Annotated in this window: 21 protein-coding genes and 2 tRNA genes; 3 read left to right on the plus strand and 20 right to left on the minus strand. The window is 64.6% G+C overall.

Annotated elements, in window-relative coordinates; translation table 11 throughout:
- Positions 1-43 precede the first annotated feature (43 nt).
- Together gcvA and AC6CIE_RS13625 are read right to left on the minus strand one after the other, a co-directional pair.
- Positions 44-955 (minus strand): transcriptional regulator GcvA, encoded by a 912-nt coding sequence (gene gcvA / locus AC6CIE_RS13620; RefSeq protein WP_498092457.1) that lies wholly within the window; start codon positions 953-955, stop codon positions 44-46.
- 162 nt (positions 956-1,117) lie between these two features.
- Positions 1,118-1,193 (minus strand) — tRNA-Asn (locus AC6CIE_RS13625).
- 173 nt (positions 1,194-1,366) lie between these two features.
- Here AC6CIE_RS13625 and AC6CIE_RS13630 point away from each other — a divergent pair.
- A complete protein-coding gene (locus AC6CIE_RS13630) occupies positions 1,367-2,755 on the plus strand; it encodes a GntP family permease (RefSeq protein ID WP_191576268.1) in 1,389 nt (462 codons plus the stop codon).
- A gap of 96 nt (positions 2,756-2,851) precedes the next feature.
- On the opposite strand, the gene AC6CIE_RS13635 is transcribed toward AC6CIE_RS13630, so the two are convergent.
- From AC6CIE_RS13635 to petA, 6 genes are all read right to left on the minus strand, one after another.
- A tRNA-Thr gene (locus AC6CIE_RS13635) sits at positions 2,852-2,927 on the minus strand.
- Positions 2,928-2,995: 68 nt separating this feature from the next.
- Positions 2,996-3,448 carry a ClpXP protease specificity-enhancing factor gene (locus AC6CIE_RS13640; protein WP_175123921.1) on the minus strand — a complete coding sequence of 151 codons (453 nt, stop codon included), beginning with the start codon at positions 3,446-3,448 and terminating at the stop codon, positions 2,996-2,998.
- A gap of 13 nt (positions 3,449-3,461) precedes the next feature.
- Entirely contained in the window at positions 3,462-4,073 is a 612-nt protein-coding gene (locus AC6CIE_RS13645) for a glutathione S-transferase N-terminal domain-containing protein (RefSeq protein ID WP_006388039.1), read from the minus strand.
- A 151-nt stretch (positions 4,074-4,224) separates the two neighbouring features.
- On the minus strand, positions 4,225-5,076 hold the full coding sequence (locus tag AC6CIE_RS13650) for a cytochrome c1 (RefSeq protein ID WP_175123920.1): 852 nt from the start codon (positions 5,074-5,076) through the stop codon (positions 4,225-4,227).
- A gap of 24 nt (positions 5,077-5,100) precedes the next feature.
- Entirely contained in the window at positions 5,101-6,489 is a 1,389-nt protein-coding gene (locus AC6CIE_RS13655; RefSeq protein WP_105236915.1) for a cytochrome b, read from the minus strand.
- 71 nt (positions 6,490-6,560) lie between these two features.
- Positions 6,561-7,202: a ubiquinol-cytochrome c reductase iron-sulfur subunit gene (petA, locus tag AC6CIE_RS13660; protein WP_063954111.1), complete on the minus strand. Its 642-nt coding sequence runs from the start codon at positions 7,200-7,202 to the stop codon at positions 6,561-6,563.
- 138 nt (positions 7,203-7,340) lie between these two features.
- Between petA and mscL the strand changes: the two genes are divergently transcribed.
- Positions 7,341-7,787: a large conductance mechanosensitive channel protein MscL gene (mscL, locus tag AC6CIE_RS13665; RefSeq protein WP_105236917.1), complete on the plus strand. Its 447-nt coding sequence runs from the start codon at positions 7,341-7,343 to the stop codon at positions 7,785-7,787.
- Between the two features lie 95 nt (positions 7,788-7,882).
- Here mscL and AC6CIE_RS13670 read toward each other — a convergent pair whose 3' ends face one another.
- Positions 7,883-8,659, minus strand: coding sequence for a Nif3-like dinuclear metal center hexameric protein (locus AC6CIE_RS13670; RefSeq protein ID WP_105236918.1), 777 nt, complete (start codon positions 8,657-8,659; stop codon positions 7,883-7,885).
- 19 nt (positions 8,660-8,678) lie between these two features.
- Here AC6CIE_RS13670 and AC6CIE_RS13675 point away from each other — a divergent pair, with 19 nt between their 5' ends.
- Positions 8,679-9,836 carry a trypsin-like peptidase domain-containing protein gene (locus tag AC6CIE_RS13675; protein ID WP_498092460.1) on the plus strand — a complete coding sequence of 386 codons (1,158 nt, stop codon included), beginning with the start codon at positions 8,679-8,681 and terminating at the stop codon, positions 9,834-9,836.
- Here AC6CIE_RS13675 and AC6CIE_RS13680 read toward each other — a convergent pair.
- From AC6CIE_RS13680 to hisB, 11 genes are all read right to left on the minus strand, one after another.
- A complete protein-coding gene (locus AC6CIE_RS13680; protein ID WP_175137059.1) occupies positions 9,833-10,240 on the minus strand; it encodes a helix-turn-helix domain-containing protein in 408 nt (135 codons plus the stop codon). The two genes, AC6CIE_RS13675 and AC6CIE_RS13680, sit on opposite strands and share 4 nt — an antisense overlap.
- 99 nt (positions 10,241-10,339) lie before the next feature.
- The gene (tatC, locus tag AC6CIE_RS13685; protein ID WP_175123917.1) at positions 10,340-11,131 is read right to left on the minus strand and encodes a twin-arginine translocase subunit TatC; all 792 of its coding nucleotides are present in this window, start codon (positions 11,129-11,131) and stop codon (positions 10,340-10,342) included.
- The gene (gene tatB / locus AC6CIE_RS13690; RefSeq protein WP_175137060.1) at positions 11,128-11,769 is read right to left on the minus strand and encodes a Sec-independent protein translocase protein TatB; all 642 of its coding nucleotides are present in this window, start codon (positions 11,767-11,769) and stop codon (positions 11,128-11,130) included. The genes tatC and tatB overlap by 4 nt, the downstream gene beginning before the upstream one ends.
- Before the next feature lie 75 nt (positions 11,770-11,844).
- A complete protein-coding gene (gene tatA, locus AC6CIE_RS13695; protein WP_056320404.1) occupies positions 11,845-12,072 on the minus strand; it encodes a Sec-independent protein translocase subunit TatA in 228 nt (75 codons plus the stop codon).
- A gap of 14 nt (positions 12,073-12,086) precedes the next feature.
- Positions 12,087-12,455, minus strand: a complete 369-nt coding sequence (locus tag AC6CIE_RS13700; RefSeq protein WP_175123915.1) for a histidine triad nucleotide-binding protein — start codon at positions 12,453-12,455, stop codon at positions 12,087-12,089.
- Between the two features lie 16 nt (positions 12,456-12,471).
- Entirely contained in the window at positions 12,472-12,822 is a 351-nt protein-coding gene (locus AC6CIE_RS13705) for a phosphoribosyl-ATP diphosphatase (RefSeq protein ID WP_498092462.1), read from the minus strand.
- A complete protein-coding gene (hisI, locus tag AC6CIE_RS13710; protein WP_175123913.1) occupies positions 12,819-13,223 on the minus strand; it encodes a phosphoribosyl-AMP cyclohydrolase in 405 nt (134 codons plus the stop codon). Before hisI ends, AC6CIE_RS13705 begins: the two co-directional genes overlap by 4 nt.
- A 2-nt stretch (positions 13,224-13,225) precedes the next feature.
- Complete coding sequence (hisF, locus tag AC6CIE_RS13715) at positions 13,226-14,047, minus strand: imidazole glycerol phosphate synthase subunit HisF (protein WP_175123912.1); 822 nt, start codon at positions 14,045-14,047, stop codon at positions 13,226-13,228.
- Positions 14,044-14,784: a 1-(5-phosphoribosyl)-5-[(5-phosphoribosylamino)methylideneamino]imidazole-4-carboxamide isomerase gene (hisA, locus tag AC6CIE_RS13720; RefSeq protein ID WP_006224535.1), complete on the minus strand. Its 741-nt coding sequence runs from the start codon at positions 14,782-14,784 to the stop codon at positions 14,044-14,046. Before hisA ends, hisF begins: the two co-directional genes overlap by 4 nt.
- A 56-nt stretch (positions 14,785-14,840) precedes the next feature.
- On the minus strand, positions 14,841-15,539 hold the full coding sequence (hisH, locus tag AC6CIE_RS13725) for an imidazole glycerol phosphate synthase subunit HisH (protein ID WP_175123911.1): 699 nt from the start codon (positions 15,537-15,539) through the stop codon (positions 14,841-14,843).
- 48 nt (positions 15,540-15,587) lie between these two features.
- On the minus strand, positions 15,588-16,175 hold the full coding sequence (gene hisB / locus AC6CIE_RS13730) for an imidazoleglycerol-phosphate dehydratase HisB (protein ID WP_105236925.1): 588 nt from the start codon (positions 16,173-16,175) through the stop codon (positions 15,588-15,590).

The raw sequence follows: 16,175 nt of genomic DNA on the forward strand, positions 1-16,175 counted from the left end.
CAATCAATTCTTGCTTGGTATGTATGAGTAAAACTAATACGTGTCAGGCGCCGGTGGATTGGGCCGCGGTCTGCTCCAGCCAATCGTGCAACGCCTGGACGGGTTCGCTGAATGCACCGCGCGGCGTGACGAACCACCAGCCGATGCGCGGATCTTCCAGCACCGCACCGGGCAGCGCCTCGACCAGCGCCCCACTCGCCAGGTGCGCGGCGATCAGCCGTTCCCGGCCCATCGCCAAGCCCTGCCCTGCAAGCGCGGCCTCGACGACGATGTTGTAGTCGTGCAGGCGCACCGTGCGCGCGGCGCCCAGATCCAGCCCGTACCGGTGCGCCCAGGCGTTCCATTCGAACTGCTGCCGCGCGTGCGAGACCAGCAGCGGGTGGCGCAGCAGGTCTGCGGGCGTTTTCGGCCGCTTCCTGCCCGCCACCAGCGCGGGCGCGCACACGACCGACAGGCGTTCCGTCATCAACAACGTGCTGCGCACGCCGGGCCAGCCACCGCGCCCATAGCGGATCGCCGCGTCGACCTCGCCACCCGCCACATCCGCCAGCGCGATGTCGGGCTGCAACTGCAGATCGATGTGGGGATGCGCAGCGGCAAAGGCGGGCAGGCGCGTCGCCAGCCAGCGCGTGGCGAACGACGCCAGCAAGCCGATCCGCAGCGTATGGCGCGCGGGCTCTGGCGCGCGCAGTTCGTCGGTGCCCTGGCGCAGCAGCTCGAATGCCGCGTGCACGTGGGCGTAATAGGCCTGGCCCGCGTCGGTCAGCGCAACGGCGCGCGTGCGCCGCTCAAAGAGCGCCACGCCCAATTCCCTTTCCAGCCGCTGGATGTGATGGCTGATCGCGCTCTGTGTGACGAACAGCTCTTCTCCGGCCTGCGAAAAGCTCAACCGCCGCGCGGCGGCCTCGAAGGCGCGCAGGGAGACCAGGGGCGGCAGGGATCGCGAGGAACGCATCGTTGTGCGGGGATGGAAGGTGCGGCAGATCCGGGTGATGCTACGCGATGCGCGCGGGTTGGCAACTCGTGCGCCATCCCGCGCAAGCCGCCGCGCCCCAATGCAAAAAGCCCGCAAACAAGTTGCGGGCTTTTTTAAGGGTACTGCGGTACTGCAAATTCTTGGCTCCCCGAGCTGGGCTCGAACCAGCGACCTGCGGATTAACAGTCCGTCGCTCTACCGACTGAGCTATCGGGGAACAGGTAGAGGGGGCGAATTATGCACAAAAAAACGGAAGAATGCAAAGCGGGGCCGAAAAAGCGCGTTTCGGCGGCCGAAACCGGCCCTTTTTTTCAAGCTTGCCGTCAACCCGATCCCGTATGATGGCGCGCAGAGGGCTCGCGACCTCTCTCGATTTTTCTGGGTTCTCATATGTCTTCGTTCGACATTCAATTGCTGCTCACCGCTCTGGTGAGCGTTCTGGTCCTGGTCGCACTGATCGTCTCGCGGATACGCATGCATCCGCTGCTGGCGCTCTTGATCGTGTCGATCGGCGTCGGCTTTGCAACGGGCATGGCCCCGGGCGCCATCGTCAAAAGCCTGACCGACGGCGCCGGCAAGACGCTGGGCGCCGTGGGCGTGGTGATCGCGCTGGGCGCGATGCTGGGCAAGATCCTCGCGGACTCCGGCACCACCGAGCGCCTGGCCAACGCAATCCTGCGCCACACCTCCCCGCGCCTGATTCCCTGGGCCATGACGCTGGTGGCGTTCGTGATCGGCATCCCCATGTTCTTTGAAGTGGGTCTGGTGGTGATGCTGCCGCTGATCTTCAGCGTGGCGCGCAAGCTGGAAAGCCAGGCGCGCTTCAAGGGTTCGGCCTATGTCTACGTAGGCGTGCCGGTGATTTCGGCCCTGGCCGCCATGCACGGCATGGTGCCGCCGCATCCCGGACCGCTGACGGCCATCGCCACGCTCAAGACCACGGTCGGCCCGACCATGATCTACGGCTTCATCGCAGCCCTGCCGGCCATGATCTTCGGCGGACCGCTGTATGGCGCATTCATTGCCCCGCGTATGACGACGCGGCCGGACGAGGCGCTGCTTGAACAGTTCACCGCCTCCACCGACAGCCCCGCGGGCCAGAATGCGCCCAGCGTCGGCCTGGGCGTGCTGGCGGCACTGCTGCCGGCCTTGCTGATGCTGGTCCATGCCGTGGCCGAAATGCTGCTGCCCAAGGACTCCAGCGTGACGCACGTGGCTGGCTTTCTGGGCAACCCCGTCGTCGCCATGCTGCTGGGCGTGCTGTTCGCGGCCGTGACACTGGTCTTCATGCGCGGCGGCGACCCGGAAAAGCTGCGCGGCGCGCTGGGCCAAAGCTTGAAGCCCATTGCCGGCATCATGCTGATCATCGCCGGCGGGGGCGCCTTTCAACAGGTCCTGACGAACGCCAAGGTCGGCGACGCCATCGTGCACCTGACCCACCAGTTCGCGTTCCCGCCGCTGATCCTGGGCTGGCTGATCGCCATGCTGCTGTCGGTGTCGACTGGTTCGGCCACGGTCGGCATCGTGGGCGCCGCGGGTTTGCTGGCGCCGCTTGCCGGCGCGGACCCCAACCTGAACCTGCCGCTGCTAGCGCTGTCGATTGGCTGCGGCTCACTGTTCTTCAACTACGCGAATCACGCCGGTTTCTGGATGGTGAAGGAATCGTTCGGCATGACGATGGGCGAAGCCACGAAGACGATCTCGGTCGTGCAGTCGATCGTGTCGGTGGTGGGGTTGGTGATGGTGCTGCTGTTTAATTTGTTGCCGGCGCTGGGGTGACAAAGACAGCGGGGGCGGATGCGCGCCTTGCACGAACTGCCCCGCAAACAAAAAGGCCGATCCACATGGAATCGGCCTTTTTGATGGGTATTTCTCTGGTGCCGGTGAAAGGAATCGAACCCTCGACCTTCTCATTACAAGTGAGCTGCTCTACCAACTGAGCTACACCGGCGATGCGTGCCGGGGCACGCGCAGGGACTGCATTGTAATGAAAAAAATGCAGCCCCTCTTGTGGGGTCGTTATTTGACGATTGTCAGGCGCGGGCGCTTGGGTTCGTCGTCGTCGCCGTCATCGTCGCCGGAGGCGGGATTGGCGTCCGAGCCCTCGGGGGCGGCGGGGTTCGGCGTGGCGCCTTGGGCGCCTGCCTCGGGCGGCTCGTAGGGCTGTACCTCGAAGCCCATGCCGGCGCCGGTTTCGCGCGCATAGATGGCGCTGACGGCGCCCACGGGGACGTAGACGTTTTCGGTCACGCCGCTGAAGCGGGCCTGGAATTCGATGAATTCGTTGCCCAGCACCAGCCGGTTGGTGGCCAGCGTGCCCACGTTCAGCGTGATCTGGCCGTCGCGCACGTGGGCGACGGGCACCATGGTGTGCTCGTCGACCTGCACGGTGATGTACGGCGTGTAGCCGTTATCGGTGCACCATTCGTGCAGCGCGCGGATCAGATACGGTTTGGTCGAAGTTTCACCCATTACACAGCCAGCCTTAACGACGCATCACTTTTTCCGAAGGCGTCAGCGCTTCGATGTAGGCCGGGCGCGAGAAGATGCGTTCGGCGTACTTTTGCAGCGGAGCCGCATTCTTGGGCAGTTCGATGCCGTAGTGGTCCAGGCGCCAGAGCAGCGGAGCGACGGCCACGTCGAGCATGGAGAATTCCTCGCCCAGCATGTACTTGTTCTTGAGCAGCATGGGAGCCAGCTGGGCCAGGCGGTCGCGGATGTTCTGGCGAGCGTTGGCGAGCTTCTTTTCGTCGGGCTTGGCGCTGCGGTCTTCCAGCGTCGAGACGTGAACGAACAGTTCCTTCTCGAAGTTGTACAGGAACAGACGCGTGCGGGCGCGCATGACCGGGTCGGCGGGCATGAGCTGCGGGTGCGGGAAGCGCTCGTCGATGTACTCGTTGATGATGTTCGACTCGTACAGCACCAGGTCACGTTCGACCAGAATGGGCACTTGACCGTACGGGTTCATCACCGAGATGTCTTCGGGCTTGTTGTACAGGTCGATGTCGCGGATCTCGAAATCCATACCCTTTTCGAACAACACGAAGCGGCAGCGTTGCGAAAACGGACACGTGGTTCCGGAATAGAGCACCATCATGGCGGTAAGTCCTTTATTGAAAAACGAAAGGCCAGCGCCTAAATCTAGCAGGCGCTGGCCCCAATTGCCAGGCAGGATAGGCTTACAGCCCTATCCGCCTCTTCCGTCCCCGATAGACGGGGTGGCTGGGGAACCTGGCGGGGCGTTACGGTTAGCGCACGTGTTTCCAGTACGAGGCATTCAGGCGCCACGTAACAAAGAAGAACAGGAGCAGGAACAACATGACGCCGACGCCGATGCGGACGCGCAGTGTCTGGACGGGCTCGGCCATCCAGGACATGAATGCGGTCAGATCAGCGACGTCGTTGTCGTATGTTGCGGTTTGGGCCGGGTTGGCGGCCTTGAATTTGGCATCGAAGGTGGCATGGCCATGGTGATTGGCTAACGGCTCGGCCTTCACCGTGGCAAAACCCTGTGCATCGTACACCGTTGTGACGCGTTCCCACGTTTTGGGGGCGCCTTCCTTGCCTTCGACTTCGTGAACGGCGACGGTGGTGAGCTCGCGCGGACCCTGTTCCTGCCAGAGCGCGTGCGGCATGCCGACCGACGGGAAGACCAGGTTGTTCCAGCCCGTGGCGCGCGACGTGTCGCGGTAGAACGTGCGCAGGTAGGTGTACAGGTAGTCGGATCCCGAGGGGCCGGCGTTCACGGATTTGGCGCGGGCGATCACGGACAAGTCCGGAGGCGTCGTGCCAAACCACGCCTTGGCGTCCTTCGGCGTCATGGCGACGTGCATCATGTCGCCGATCTTTTCGCCGGAAAACAGCAGGCTTTCCTTGATCTGTTCGTCGGTCAGACCGATATCCCGGAGCTTGTTGTAGCGCATCGAAGACGCGCTATGACAGTTCAGGCAGTAGTTGACGAACAGCTTGGCGCCGTTTTGCAGCGACGCCATGTCGTTGACGCGGTAAGGCGCCTTGTCCAGCGGGAATCCGCCTCCGGCGGCAAAGGTTGCGGTACACGTGAGCATCAAGGCCACGGCACCAATCAGCTTCTTGATCATGGTTAGTCCGTTATTCTCGTTGGCTCAGTGGGCGTGGAACGTGACGCGGTCGGGCACTTGCTTGAAGGTGCCCAGGCGGCTCCATACCGGCATCAGGAAGAAGAAGGCCAGGTACAGCAGCGTGCCGATCTGCGACGTCAGGTTCAACGGCGGACTGGGCGGCTGCGTACCGATGTAGCCGAGCACCAGGAAGTTGACCATGAAGATGCCGTAGATCCACTTGTGCCACGTGGGGCGGTAGCGGATCGACTTGACCGGCGAATGATCGAGCCAGGGCAGGAAGAACAGGATGACGACCGTGCCGCCCATGGCCACCACGCCCCAGAACTTGGCGTCGATGACGCGCAGCAGCACGGCGACGACGATCAGGATGCCGGGGACGGCGATGCGCATGAAGCCCTTCAGGTTGCTCTTGGCGAACAGCACGATGGCGCCCAGCACCGACGCGCCCGCCAGCACCCACGTGAATTCATCCGTGGTGGCGCGCAGCATCGAGTAGAACGGCGTGAAGTACCAGACCGGGGCGATGTGCGGAGGCGTCTTCAGCGAGTCAGCAGGAATGAAGTTGTTGAACTCGAGGAAGTACCCGCCCATTTCCGGGGCGAAGAACACGATGGCCGCGAACACCAGCAGGAAGCCCGCCACGCCCACCAGGTCATGCACCGAGTAGAACGGATGGAACGGGATGCCGTCTTTCGGGCGGCCGTACTTGTCTTTCGGGCCCTGCTTGATTTCGATGCCGTCCGGGTTGTTCGAGCCGACTTCGTGCAGCGCCACCAGGTGAGCCGCGACCAGACCGATCAGCACCAGCGGAATGGCGATGACGTGGAAGGCGAAGAAGCGGTTCAGCGTGGCATCGGACACGACGTAGTCGCCGCGGATCCAGATGGACAGTTCAGGACCGATGAACGGAATGGCCGCGAACAGGTTCACGATCACCTGGGCGCCCCAGTACGACATCTGGCCCCAGGGCAGCAGGTAGCCGAAGAAAGCTTCGGCCATCAGACAGAGGAAGATCGCGACGCCGAAGATCCACACCAGTTCGCGGGGCTTGCGGTAGGAACCGTAAAGCAGGCCGCGCAGCATGTGCAGGTAGACGACGACGAAGAACATCGACGCGCCGGTCGAGTGCATGTAGCGCACCAGCCAGCCCCAGGGGACCTCGCGCATGATGTATTCGACGGATTGGAACGCGCGCTCGGCGTCCGGCTTGTAATGCATGACCAGGAAAATGCCGGTCACGATCTGCAGCACCAGCACCAGTAGCGCCAGCGAGCCAAAGAAATACCAGAAGTTGAAATTCTTGGGTGCGTAGTACTCGGACAGATGGGCTTTCCAGGTGGAGGTCACCGGAAAGCGCCGGTCCAGCCAGCCCAACAGGCCTGTCGTCTCGACGGTTTTCTCGCCAGCCATGTAACGGCTCCTTCTATACGTGGCGTATTGTTCTTACTTACGTAGATCGGGAAAAAAGCGCGACGCGAGCGTCAGGCCTTGTTGTCTTCATCGACGCCCACGATGATGCGGGTGTCGGTGAGGTACTGGTACGGCGGAACTTCGAGATTATCGGGAGCAGGCTTGTTCTTGAAGACCCGGCCAGCCAGGTCGAACGTGGAGCCGTGGCACGGACAGAGGAATCCGCCTTGCCAATCCGCGCCCAGACCGCCGCCGCCACCCGTTTCGAAATGCGCGGTGGGCGAGCAGCCCAGGTGGGTGCAGATGCCGACGCAGACGAAGATCTCGGGCTTGCGCGAGCGGGCTTCGTTTTCGGCATACGGAGGCGTGAAGCCGGGCCGCTTGGATTGCGGGTCGGCGAGCTGGGGATCCAGCGCTTTCAGTCCGGCCAGCTGCTCGGGCGAGCGGTGGATGATCCAGACCGGTTTGCCGCGCCATTCGACCGTTTTCATGGCGCCGACGGGAATGTCGCCGATATCCACTTCAACGGGCGCTCCGGCCGCGCGGGCTTTTTCGGAGGGGGAAAACGTGCTCACAAGCGGCACTGCCGTTGCGACACCTGCTACGCCGCCCACAGCACAGGCGGTGGTAACCCAGAAACGTCGCGAAGGATCAGGTGGCAGGTTGGGATCAACCGCACCGTCATCGTCATGCACCAGCGTATCCTGACTCATCTTCCTATCCTTGTTGATGCGCCCGCTCAACGAGTAGCATCACTTCTGCGGCATCGGGTTCGCGGGAATATGTAACAACATAGCAACCGCGTATTATAGGCCAGCCTACCCCAGGCGTATCACGAATGGAGCGGATTTATGAGCAAATCGACTGGTTTCGTCAAAGAGTTTCGAGATTTCGCGGTCAAGGGCAACGCGGTCGACTTGGCCGTTGGTGTGATCATCGGTGCGGCGTTTGGCAGGATTGTCGACTCGCTGGTCCGGGACATCATCATGCCGCTCGTCAATTTCATCCTTGGCGGATCGGTCGATTTCTCGAACAAGTTCCTGGTCTTGTCGATGCCTGAAGGCTATGCCGGGCCGATGACCTACGCGGATCTCACCAAGGCCGGCGCCAACGTGTTCGCGTGGGGCAACTTCGTCACCATCATCATCAACTTCGTCTTGCTGGCGTTCGTGATCTTCTGGATGGTCAAGGCCATCTACAAGGCCCGCAACAAGCAGGAGGAAGCGCCGGCGCCCGCCAAGACGCCGGAAGACGTGGCCCTGCTGCGCGAGATTCGCGACCTGCTGAAGCGGCCGTAAACAGCAAAGCGCCCCATCGGGGCGCTTTTGTTTTCTGCCGGGTCGATGGCCGGCGGTCCGGCGCTCCGGCGCTCCGGCGCGCCGGCGTCAAGGATTCAGGCCGGGTTGTCGATGTCGACGAATTCGACCTTGATGCCGAAGCGCTCGGCCACGGCCTGCCCCAGTGCCTGAACGCCATAGCGTTCGGTGGCGTGGTGCCCGGCGGCGATGAAGCCCACGCCGGTTTCCCGCGCCAGATGTACCGTGGACTCCGAGACCTCGCCCGTGATGTAGACGCTGGCGCCCGCGTCAACGGCGTCGCCCATCATGCCTTGCGCGCCACCGGTGCACCACGCGACTGTCCCCAACGGCTGGTCCGGGTCGCCCACGACGAGCGGCTGGCGGCCAAGGCGTTGGGCCACCTGGTCGCCCAGTTGGCCCAGCGTCTGCAGGCCGCTGGCCTCGCCCAGCCAGATCAGCCCGTCCTGCCCGCAGGTCCGCGGGGCGCCGTCGTCGCGTAGCGCCGGCGTCAGACCCAGCACGCGTGCCAGCTGCGCGTTGTTGCCCAGCGTGGGGTGTGCATCCAGCGGCAGATGGTAGGCAAACAGGTTCAAGTCGTTCTTGAGGGTCAACGCCATGCGCGTGCGGCGGGTGCCGATGACGCGGCGGTCTTCGTTGCGCCACATCCAGCCGTGGTGCACCAGCACCGCATCGGCGCCGCGGTCGACCGCCTCGCGCAGCAATGCTTCGCTGGCCGTGACACCGGTGATAATGTGTCCGACCTCGGATCGGCCTTCCACCTGCATCCCGTTGGGACAGTAGTCCTTGAAACGGGCTGCCTGCAGGGTGTCGTCCAGCCAGTTGGCCAGGACGCGGGAGTCCACTTTATTCATTGCTAGTCCTATCAGAAACATGCGCCGATATTGGCTGATCTTTGCTCAGGCCGTCACGGTCTGCCTGGCTATTCTATTCGTGGTGACGACGTTGCGGCCCGACCTGCTGCGGGTGAACGGGCCCGGCACGGTCCCGCCAGCCACTGCCGCGGCGGGCCGCGCGCCCGCGGGTGATGTGGGTGCTGTGTCGTACGCGGACGGCGTGGCGAAGGCGGCGCCGTCGGTGGTGAATGTGTTCACCACCAAGCACGTGAACGTGCCCTTGATTCCGCTGCCCGATGATCCGGTGCTGCGCCAGCTTTTCGGGCAGGTGCCCGGCGTGAGCCGGCGCGAGGCGTCGACCAGTCTGGGTTCGGGCGTGATCGTGAATGCGGACGGCTACGTGCTGACCAATTACCACGTGGTGCAGGCCGCCGACGCCATCGAGGTGGCGCTGCGCGACGGACGGCGCGATACCGCCAAAGTGGTGGGCGCGGACCCGGACACGGACCTGGCGGTGCTCAAGCTGTCCAAGTTGCGCGACTTGCCTGCGGCAACGCTGGCGTCCGACAAAGGCTTGCGCGTAGGCGACGTGGTGCTGGCGATCGGCAATCCGTTCGGCGTGGGTCAGACCACCACGCAGGGCATCGTGTCGGCGCTGGGCCGCAATGGCCTCGGGCTGAACACGTACGAGAACTTCATCCAGACCGACGCGGCGATCAATCCGGGCAATTCGGGCGGCGCGCTGGTCGATGCCTACGGCAACCTGGTGGGCATCAACACCGCAATCTATTCGGAGTCGGGCGGGTCGATGGGCATCGGCTTTGCGACGCCGATCGAGATTGCGCGCAAGGTCATGGACGACATCGTCAAGACCGGGGCGGTCAAGCGCGGCTGGCTGGGCGTGGAGCCGCAGGACATGACGCCGGAACTGGCGCGGGCCTTCGAGCTGCCGCGCGACGCGGCGGGCGTGATCATTGCCGGGGTGATGCGCGACGGCCCGGCCGCGCGCGGCGGCCTGCGCGTGGGCGATATTGTCGAGTCGGTCAATGGCAAGCGGGTGGCGGACACAAACGGCCTGCTGTCGGAGATTGCGCAGGTGCCGCCGGGCCAGCGGGCCACGCTGGGCATCTTGCGCAGCGGCAAACCTGCGGAACTGGCGGTGGTGGTGGGGACGCGGCCGGGCAAGCCGCGCTAGGCGCATTTGCGCGCCGCTGGACGGGTGGCGGGGGTGGCGCCGGTGTCTGGTTTGTCGGAGAGTTCACGCACCAGGGCCAGGATCAGGCGCTTGGTGCTGTCGGGTTGCGGCGCCAGCCGCGCGCAGATTTCGGCGCAATAGCCGTCGATGCCGTTGGCGGCGGCGTCCTGCGGTCCAGATCCCGGGGACGTGGCGGGCACCACGCCATCCGTCAGCCACGACGCGCTGGTGCCCAGGGCCTGCGCCAGCCGCACCACCGTGTTGCGCGCTGGCGAATAGCGGTCTTCGCGGGTGAGGATGCGGTGGATGCAGGACTGCGGCACGCCCGACAGGCGCGAAAGCTGGTTCTGGCTATGGATGCCGCGCCACCGCATGAGGGTGCGCAGTCTTTGTGAGAGCGACATGACTGCAATGTAGGACTGCAGTCATGGGCCGACAAGGTAAAACGGTCCGCTATTGTGCGGACCGTTCTGGTTTCCTTCTACCCTGCCGTCTGCGTGATTTCAGTGGCGTTCGGTCAGGGAGTCGGCGGCATCATCTGTCGACGCACCTTCTTTCGGTGTGACCATCCGGGCGCAGATCAGCCCGACTTCATAGAGCAGGCACAGCGGCACCGCCAGCATGAACTGGCTGACCACGTCGGGCGGGGTGACGACGGCAGCAATGATGAACGCGCCCACCACGACGTAGCCGCGCGCCGCCTTCAGCTTGGACAATTCGACCACGCCCATCTTCACCAGCAGCACCACGGCCACGGGCACTTCGAACGTGATGCCGAACGCCAGGAACATCGTCATGACGAAGCTCAGGTAGGCCTCGATGTCCGGCGCCGGGGTGATGGACTGCGGCGCGAACGTGGCGATGAAGTGGAACACCGTGCGGAACACCACGAAATAGCAGAACGCCATGCCCGCGATGAAGAGAAAGGTGCTGGACACGATGAGCGGCAGCGCCAGGCGCTTTTCGTGCCGGTACAGCCCGGGCGCGACGAAGGCCCACGCCTGGTACAGCACCACGGGCAGCGCCAGGATGAACGCGGCCATCATCGTGACCTTGACTGGCACCATGAATGGCGTGATGACGCCGGTGGCGATCATGCGGGTGCCTTCGGGCAGCGAGGCCAGCATCGGGGCGGCCAGCACGTCATAGATGGCCGACGCGCCGGGATAGATGAAGAGCACGATAAACACGGCCACCACGGCGCCGACAGCGCGCAAGAGGCGCGTGCGCAGCTCGACCAGGTGGGAGATGAAGGTCTCTTGCTGGCCTTCTTCTTGGGTTGCGTCCTGGGTCACGACGGAGTTCCGGAGGGCGAGACGGGCTTGGCGGCGGGCGCGGCGACGTCGGCCGCAGGCGCGCTGGGCGCCGGGGCGGGTGGTTGAGGGGCGGCGGCCGGACGCGGTGCGGGCTCGGCGGCAGGCAGGTCCAGGTCCAGATTGTGGTTCTGGCTGGGCGGTGCGATCGTGCGCGCAGGCTCAGCGGATGCGCCAGCGACGGACGCGTCGGCAGCGGGCGATCCTGCGGCAGGCGATCCTGCGGCAGGCGAACCTGCGGCAGGCGCTTGTGCAGCATCAGCCACCTGGGCGGTCACCGGCGCCTGCGCAACCGCGGGCGTCGCCTTGCCGCTGGCTTCGCGGGCGACTTCGTCGAGTTCGGCGCGGAACTGCTGCACGGGTTCCTGCAGCGAGGCCCCGGTTTCGTTCAGCGATTGTTGCACGCCCTGGGCCGCGTCTTCCATTTCGGTCTTGAACTTGCGGAGTTCGTCGAGTTCGATTTCGCGCTGGATATCGGACTTGACGTCATTGACGTAACGCTGCGCGCGCCCGAGCAGGTGGCCGACGGTGCGGGCAACCTTGGGCAGGCGTTCGGGGCCGATGACGATCAGGGCGACGACGCCGATCACCATCAGTTCAGTGAGGCTGACATCAAACATTCGACGGCCGCTCGGGAATTGAAGCAATAAGGGCCGGCCCGTTCAGGGCTGGCCCGGAGGGAGACTGGCTGGCGCTCAGGAGTTGGACTTTTCCTTGGCCTGCACGTCGATGGTGTCGCCGGCGACGCGTTGCTGCGTGACCGGTTCAGCGGGCTTGTCGCTGTTGGCTTCTTTCATGCCGTCCTTGAAGCCCTTGACCGCGCCGCCCAGATCGCCGCCGATGTTGCGCAGCTTCTTGGTGCCGAAAATCAGCGCAACGATGACCAGGACGACCAACCAATGCCAAATGCTGAAACTACCCATGATGATTCTCCGAATTACGCAGTGGGGGCCACGCGCCCTTTCCAGGGACGCGAGCCGCCGATGATGTGGAAATGCAGATGCGGGACTTCCTGGCCGCCTTCGACGCCAGAATTGATCATGATGCGAAATCCGCCATCAGGGCCCGGACGGCAACCGTTCTCGGCGGCAAGCCGCGGCGCCAACGACATCATTCTACCCAACCAATCTGCGTCCTCGCCCGTAATATCCTGCATGGATGTGACATGACGTCGAGGGATCAGCAGTAAATGCACCGGTGCGGCCGGATTGATATCGTGGAATGCAACAAAGTCCTGGTCCTCGTAGACCTTCTTGGACGGGATCTCGCCGGCGGCGATCTTGCAGAAAAGACAGTTGTCGCTCATGGGGTGGTTTCCGTGGTCAGTCCTTGGGGCGGCTTGCCTTTTCCACCAGGCCCGACAGGCCTTCGCGGCGGGCCAGCTCAGCCAGCACGTCTTCGGGCCGCAGGTTGAAATGCGTCAGCGCCACCAGGCAATGGAACCACAGATCGGCGGTTTCGCTGACGATGCGCTCGGGCACGCCGTCCTTGGCGGCCATGACCAGTTCCGTGGCTTCTTCCCCGATCTTCTTCAGGAAGGCATCCGGCCCCTTGGCCAGCAGCTTGGCCGTGTAAGAGGCGGAAGGGTCGCCGCCATTCTGCGGACGGCGGGTTTCCAGGGTGTCTGCGATGCGGGCCAGGATGTCGGCCGCGGTCAGGGTCTGATCGGTCATTTGTAGATGAGTTCCGGATCTTTGAGCACCGGATCCACCGTGACCCAGGACGCGTGATCGGTCTGGCCTTCCAGGCGGCGGAAGAAACAGCTGGCGCGGCCGGTATGGCAAGCGATGCCGCCTTCCTGGTGCACTTTCAGCAGCACCACGTCGCCGTCGCAATCCAGGCGCAGTTCGTGGACTTCCTGGACGTGGCCGGATTCTTCGCCCTTGCGCCACAGGCGCTGGCGCGAACGCGACCAGTACACGGCGCGGCCGGTGGCGGCCGTTTCGGCCAGGGATTCGCGGTTCATCCAGGCCACCATCATGATCTGGCCGTTTTCGGCGTCTTGGGCGATGGCGGGAATCAGGCCGTTTTCGTCGAAGACGACGTCGGCCAGCCAGGCGGGTTCGTTGCTCATAATCAGTCCAATCGTACGGCGATGCCCTGTTCGGCCATGAAGTGCTTGCACTCGCCGACGGTATGCTGGCCAAAATGGAAAATGCTGGCGGCCAGCACCGCGCTGGCGCGGCCGGTGGTGACGCCGTCGGCCAGATGCTGCAGGTTGCCCACGCCGCCGGAGGCGATGACGGGCACCGGCACGGCGTCCGAGACGGTGCGGGTCAGTTCGAGGTCAAAGCCGGACTTGGTGCCGTCGCGATCCATGCTGGTCAGCAGGATTTCGCCGGCGCCATAGGCGGCCATGCGGCGCGCCCACGCCACGGCGTCCAGGCCGGTGGCCTTGCGGCCGCCGTGCGTGAAGACTTCCCAGCGCGCCGGTTCGCCGGGCGCGGACACGCGGCGCGCGTCGATGGCCACGACCACGCATTGCGAGCCGTGGTAGTCCGACGCGGCGCGAACCAGTTCAGGGTTGGCTACCGCGGCGCTGTTGATGCTGATCTTGTCGGCGCCGGCGTTGAGCAGGCGCTGGATGTCGGACACCTGGCGCACGCCGCCGCCCACGGTCAGCGGAATGAAGACCTGCGAGGCCACCTGCTCGATGATGGGCAGGATCAGGTCGCGGCCGTCGCTGGTGGCGGTGATGTCCAGGAACGTGAGTTCGTCGGCGCCCTGCTCGTTGTAGCGGCGGGCGATCTCGACGGGGTCGCCCGCGTCGAGCAGGTTGACGAAGTTCACGCCCTTGACGACGCGGCCGGCCGTGACGTCAAGGCAGGGAATGATGCGGCGGGTCAGCGCGTTCTGTGCGGACGCGCCGGCCCCGGGGGTGCTGCTGGATGTGGTCATTTTGCCAATTCGTCGGCGCGCGCCTGCGCGGCCTGGAAGTCGAGCGTGCCTTCGTAGATGCTGCGGCCCAGGATGGCGCCTTCGACACCCTCTTCCTCGACGGCGCACAGCGCCTCGATGTCCTGGATGCCGGCGATGCCGCCCGAGGCGTACACGGGAATGCGCACGTGCTGGGCCAGACGGACCGTGGCTTCGACGTTGACGCCCGACAGCATGCCGTCGCGGCCGATGTCGGTGTAGATGATGGCTTCGCAGCCGTAGTCTTCGAACTTCTTGGCCAGATCCAGCACGTCGTGGCGGGTGAGTTTGCTCCAGCCGTCGGTGGCGATCTTGCCGTCGCGGGCGTCCAGGCCGACGATGATCTGGCCGGGGAAGGCGCCGCAGGCGTCCTGCAGGAAGCCCGGGTTCTTGACCGCGGCGGTGCCGATGATGACGTACGAGATGCCGGCGTCGAGGTAGCGCTCGATGGTGTCGAGGTCGCGGATGCCTCCGCCGATCTGGACGGGGATGTCGTCGCCGACGGCGTCCAGGATCGCCTTGATGGGGGCTTCATTCTTGGGCTTGCCGGCGACGGCGCCGTTCAGGTCGACCAGATGCAGGCGGCGGGCGCCCTGGTCCAGCCAGCGGGTGGCCATGGCGGCGGGGTCTTCGGAGAACACCGTTGCATCGTCCAGGTCACCCTGGCGCAGGCGAACACAGCGCCCGTCTTTGAGGTCGATGGCGGGGATCAGCAGCATGGTTGGCAGCGAGTAAGAAAGTGGGGTTGAACGGGCTGGCGCACGCGGCTCGAGGCCTAGGGCTGCCAGTCTACAAAATTGCGATACAGGCGCAAACCGTGCTCGGCGCTTTTTTCGGGGTGGAACTGCACCGCGAAAATGTTAGCTGCCGCCACCGCGCAGGTAAAGGCGACGCCATAATCGGTTTCACCAACCGTCAGGCCCGGATCGGCCGGATCGGCGTAATAACTGTGGACGAAATAGAAGTGCGAGTCGTCCGGAATGCCGTCCCAGATCGGGTGAGAGCGGGTGTGACGGACTTTGTTCCAGCCCATGTGCGGAACCTTCAGGCGCTCGGGACGGGTGTCCACGAGACCGGCCGCGCCCGTGTCGGCCAGGCAGGCCTCGTCGTCGGCGGGGATCAGGTCGGCAAAGCCGGGGCCGGAAAAGCGGCGCACGACGCCGGGAAATAGGCCCAGGCAGGCGGTGCCGCCCTCTTCGCTGGATTCGAACAGCATCTGTTCGCCGACGCAGACGCCCAGGAGGGGCTTCTCGCGGGCGGCGCGCACGACGGCGTCGCGCAGGCCGGATTCGTTCAGGGTGCGCATGCAGTCCGCCATGGCGCCCTGGCCCGGGAAGACCACGCGGTCGGCAGCGGCGATTTCCTGGGGCTGGTTGCAGATGCGGATGTCGGCGTCAGGCGCGGCGTATTTCAGGGCGCGTGCGACGGAATGGAAATTGCCCATTCCATAGTCGACGATGGCGATAGTGGTCACTTCTGTCTGCCTGGTGCGGTGCGAAGGTGGAATGCGTACGTTACAGCGTTACAGCACGCCCTTGGTGGACGGCACGACGTCGCCCATGCGGGGGTCGACTTCGAGGGCCATGCGCAGCGCGCGGCCACAGGCCTTGAACACGGTTTCCGCCTGGTGGTGCGAGTTGAAGCCGCGCAGGTTGTCGATGTGCATGGTGATCAGCGCGTGATTGACCAGGCCCTGGAAGAATTCGCGCGTGAGGTCCACGTCGAAGCTGCCGATGTGCGAACGCGTGAAGGGGATGTGGTATTCCAGGCCGGGACGGCCGGAGAAGTCGATCACGACGCGCGACAGGGCTTCGTCCAGCGGCACGTACGCATGACCGTAGCGGCGCAGACCCGCCTTGGTGCCGGCGGCCTTGGCGATGGCCATGCCCAGCGTGATGCCCACGTCTTCCACCGTGTGATGCGCGTCGATGTGCAGATCGCCCTCGGCCTTGATGTCCAGGTCGATCAGGCCGTGACGCGCGATCTGGTCCAGCATGTGGTCCAGGAAGGGCACGCCGGTGTCGATCGTCTGCTTGCCGGTGCCGTCAAGGTTGATGGCCACGCGGATGCGGGTTTCGTTGGTGTTGCGGGTGATTTCTGCGGTACGCAT

This window comes from Achromobacter sp. GQ309, assembly GCF_059759315.1.

Excerpts from the sequence above, each read along its gene's own strand:
- AC6CIE_RS13655 (WP_105236915.1), bottom strand. The coding sequence starts at position 6,489 with ATGGCTGGCGAGAAAACCGTCGAGACGACAGGCCTGTTGGGCTGGCTG.
- tatB (WP_175137060.1), bottom strand. The coding sequence starts at position 11,769 with ATGTTTGATGTCAGCCTCACTGAACTGATGGTGATCGGCGTCGTCGCC.
- hisB (WP_105236925.1), bottom strand. The coding sequence starts at position 16,175 with ATGCGTACCGCAGAAATCACCCGCAACACCAACGAAACCCGCATCCGC.
- AC6CIE_RS13670 (WP_105236918.1), bottom strand. The coding sequence starts at position 8,659 with ATGAATAAAGTGGACTCCCGCGTCCTGGCCAACTGGCTGGACGACACC.
- AC6CIE_RS13640 (WP_175123921.1), bottom strand. The coding sequence starts at position 3,448 with ATGGGTGAAACTTCGACCAAACCGTATCTGATCCGCGCGCTGCACGAA.
- AC6CIE_RS13680 (WP_175137059.1), bottom strand. The coding sequence starts at position 10,240 with ATGTCGCTCTCACAAAGACTGCGCACCCTCATGCGGTGGCGCGGCATC.
- AC6CIE_RS13700 (WP_175123915.1), bottom strand. The coding sequence starts at position 12,455 with ATGAGCGACAACTGTCTTTTCTGCAAGATCGCCGCCGGCGAGATCCCG.
- AC6CIE_RS13705 (WP_498092462.1), bottom strand. The coding sequence starts at position 12,822 with ATGACCGATCAGACCCTGACCGCGGCCGACATCCTGGCCCGCATCGCA.
- AC6CIE_RS13645 (WP_006388039.1), bottom strand. The coding sequence starts at position 4,073 with ATGATGGTGCTCTATTCCGGAACCACGTGTCCGTTTTCGCAACGCTGC.
- petA (WP_063954111.1), bottom strand. The coding sequence starts at position 7,202 with ATGAGTCAGGATACGCTGGTGCATGACGATGACGGTGCGGTTGATCCC.
- hisI (WP_175123913.1), bottom strand. The coding sequence starts at position 13,223 with ATGAGCAACGAACCCGCCTGGCTGGCCGACGTCGTCTTCGACGAAAAC.
- AC6CIE_RS13630 (WP_191576268.1), top strand. The coding sequence starts at position 1,367 with ATGTCTTCGTTCGACATTCAATTGCTGCTCACCGCTCTGGTGAGCGTT.
- AC6CIE_RS13650 (WP_175123920.1), bottom strand. The coding sequence starts at position 5,076 with ATGATCAAGAAGCTGATTGGTGCCGTGGCCTTGATGCTCACGTGTACC.
- mscL (WP_105236917.1), top strand. The coding sequence starts at position 7,341 with ATGAGCAAATCGACTGGTTTCGTCAAAGAGTTTCGAGATTTCGCGGTC.
- hisA (WP_006224535.1), bottom strand. The coding sequence starts at position 14,784 with ATGCTGCTGATCCCCGCCATCGACCTCAAAGACGGGCGCTGTGTTCGC.
- AC6CIE_RS13675 (WP_498092460.1), top strand. The coding sequence starts at position 8,679 with ATGCGCCGATATTGGCTGATCTTTGCTCAGGCCGTCACGGTCTGCCTG.
- tatA (WP_056320404.1), bottom strand. The coding sequence starts at position 12,072 with ATGGGTAGTTTCAGCATTTGGCATTGGTTGGTCGTCCTGGTCATCGTT.
- gcvA (WP_498092457.1), bottom strand. The coding sequence starts at position 955 with ATGCGTTCCTCGCGATCCCTGCCGCCCCTGGTCTCCCTGCGCGCCTTC.
- hisF (WP_175123912.1), bottom strand. The coding sequence starts at position 14,047 with ATGACCACATCCAGCAGCACCCCCGGGGCCGGCGCGTCCGCACAGAAC.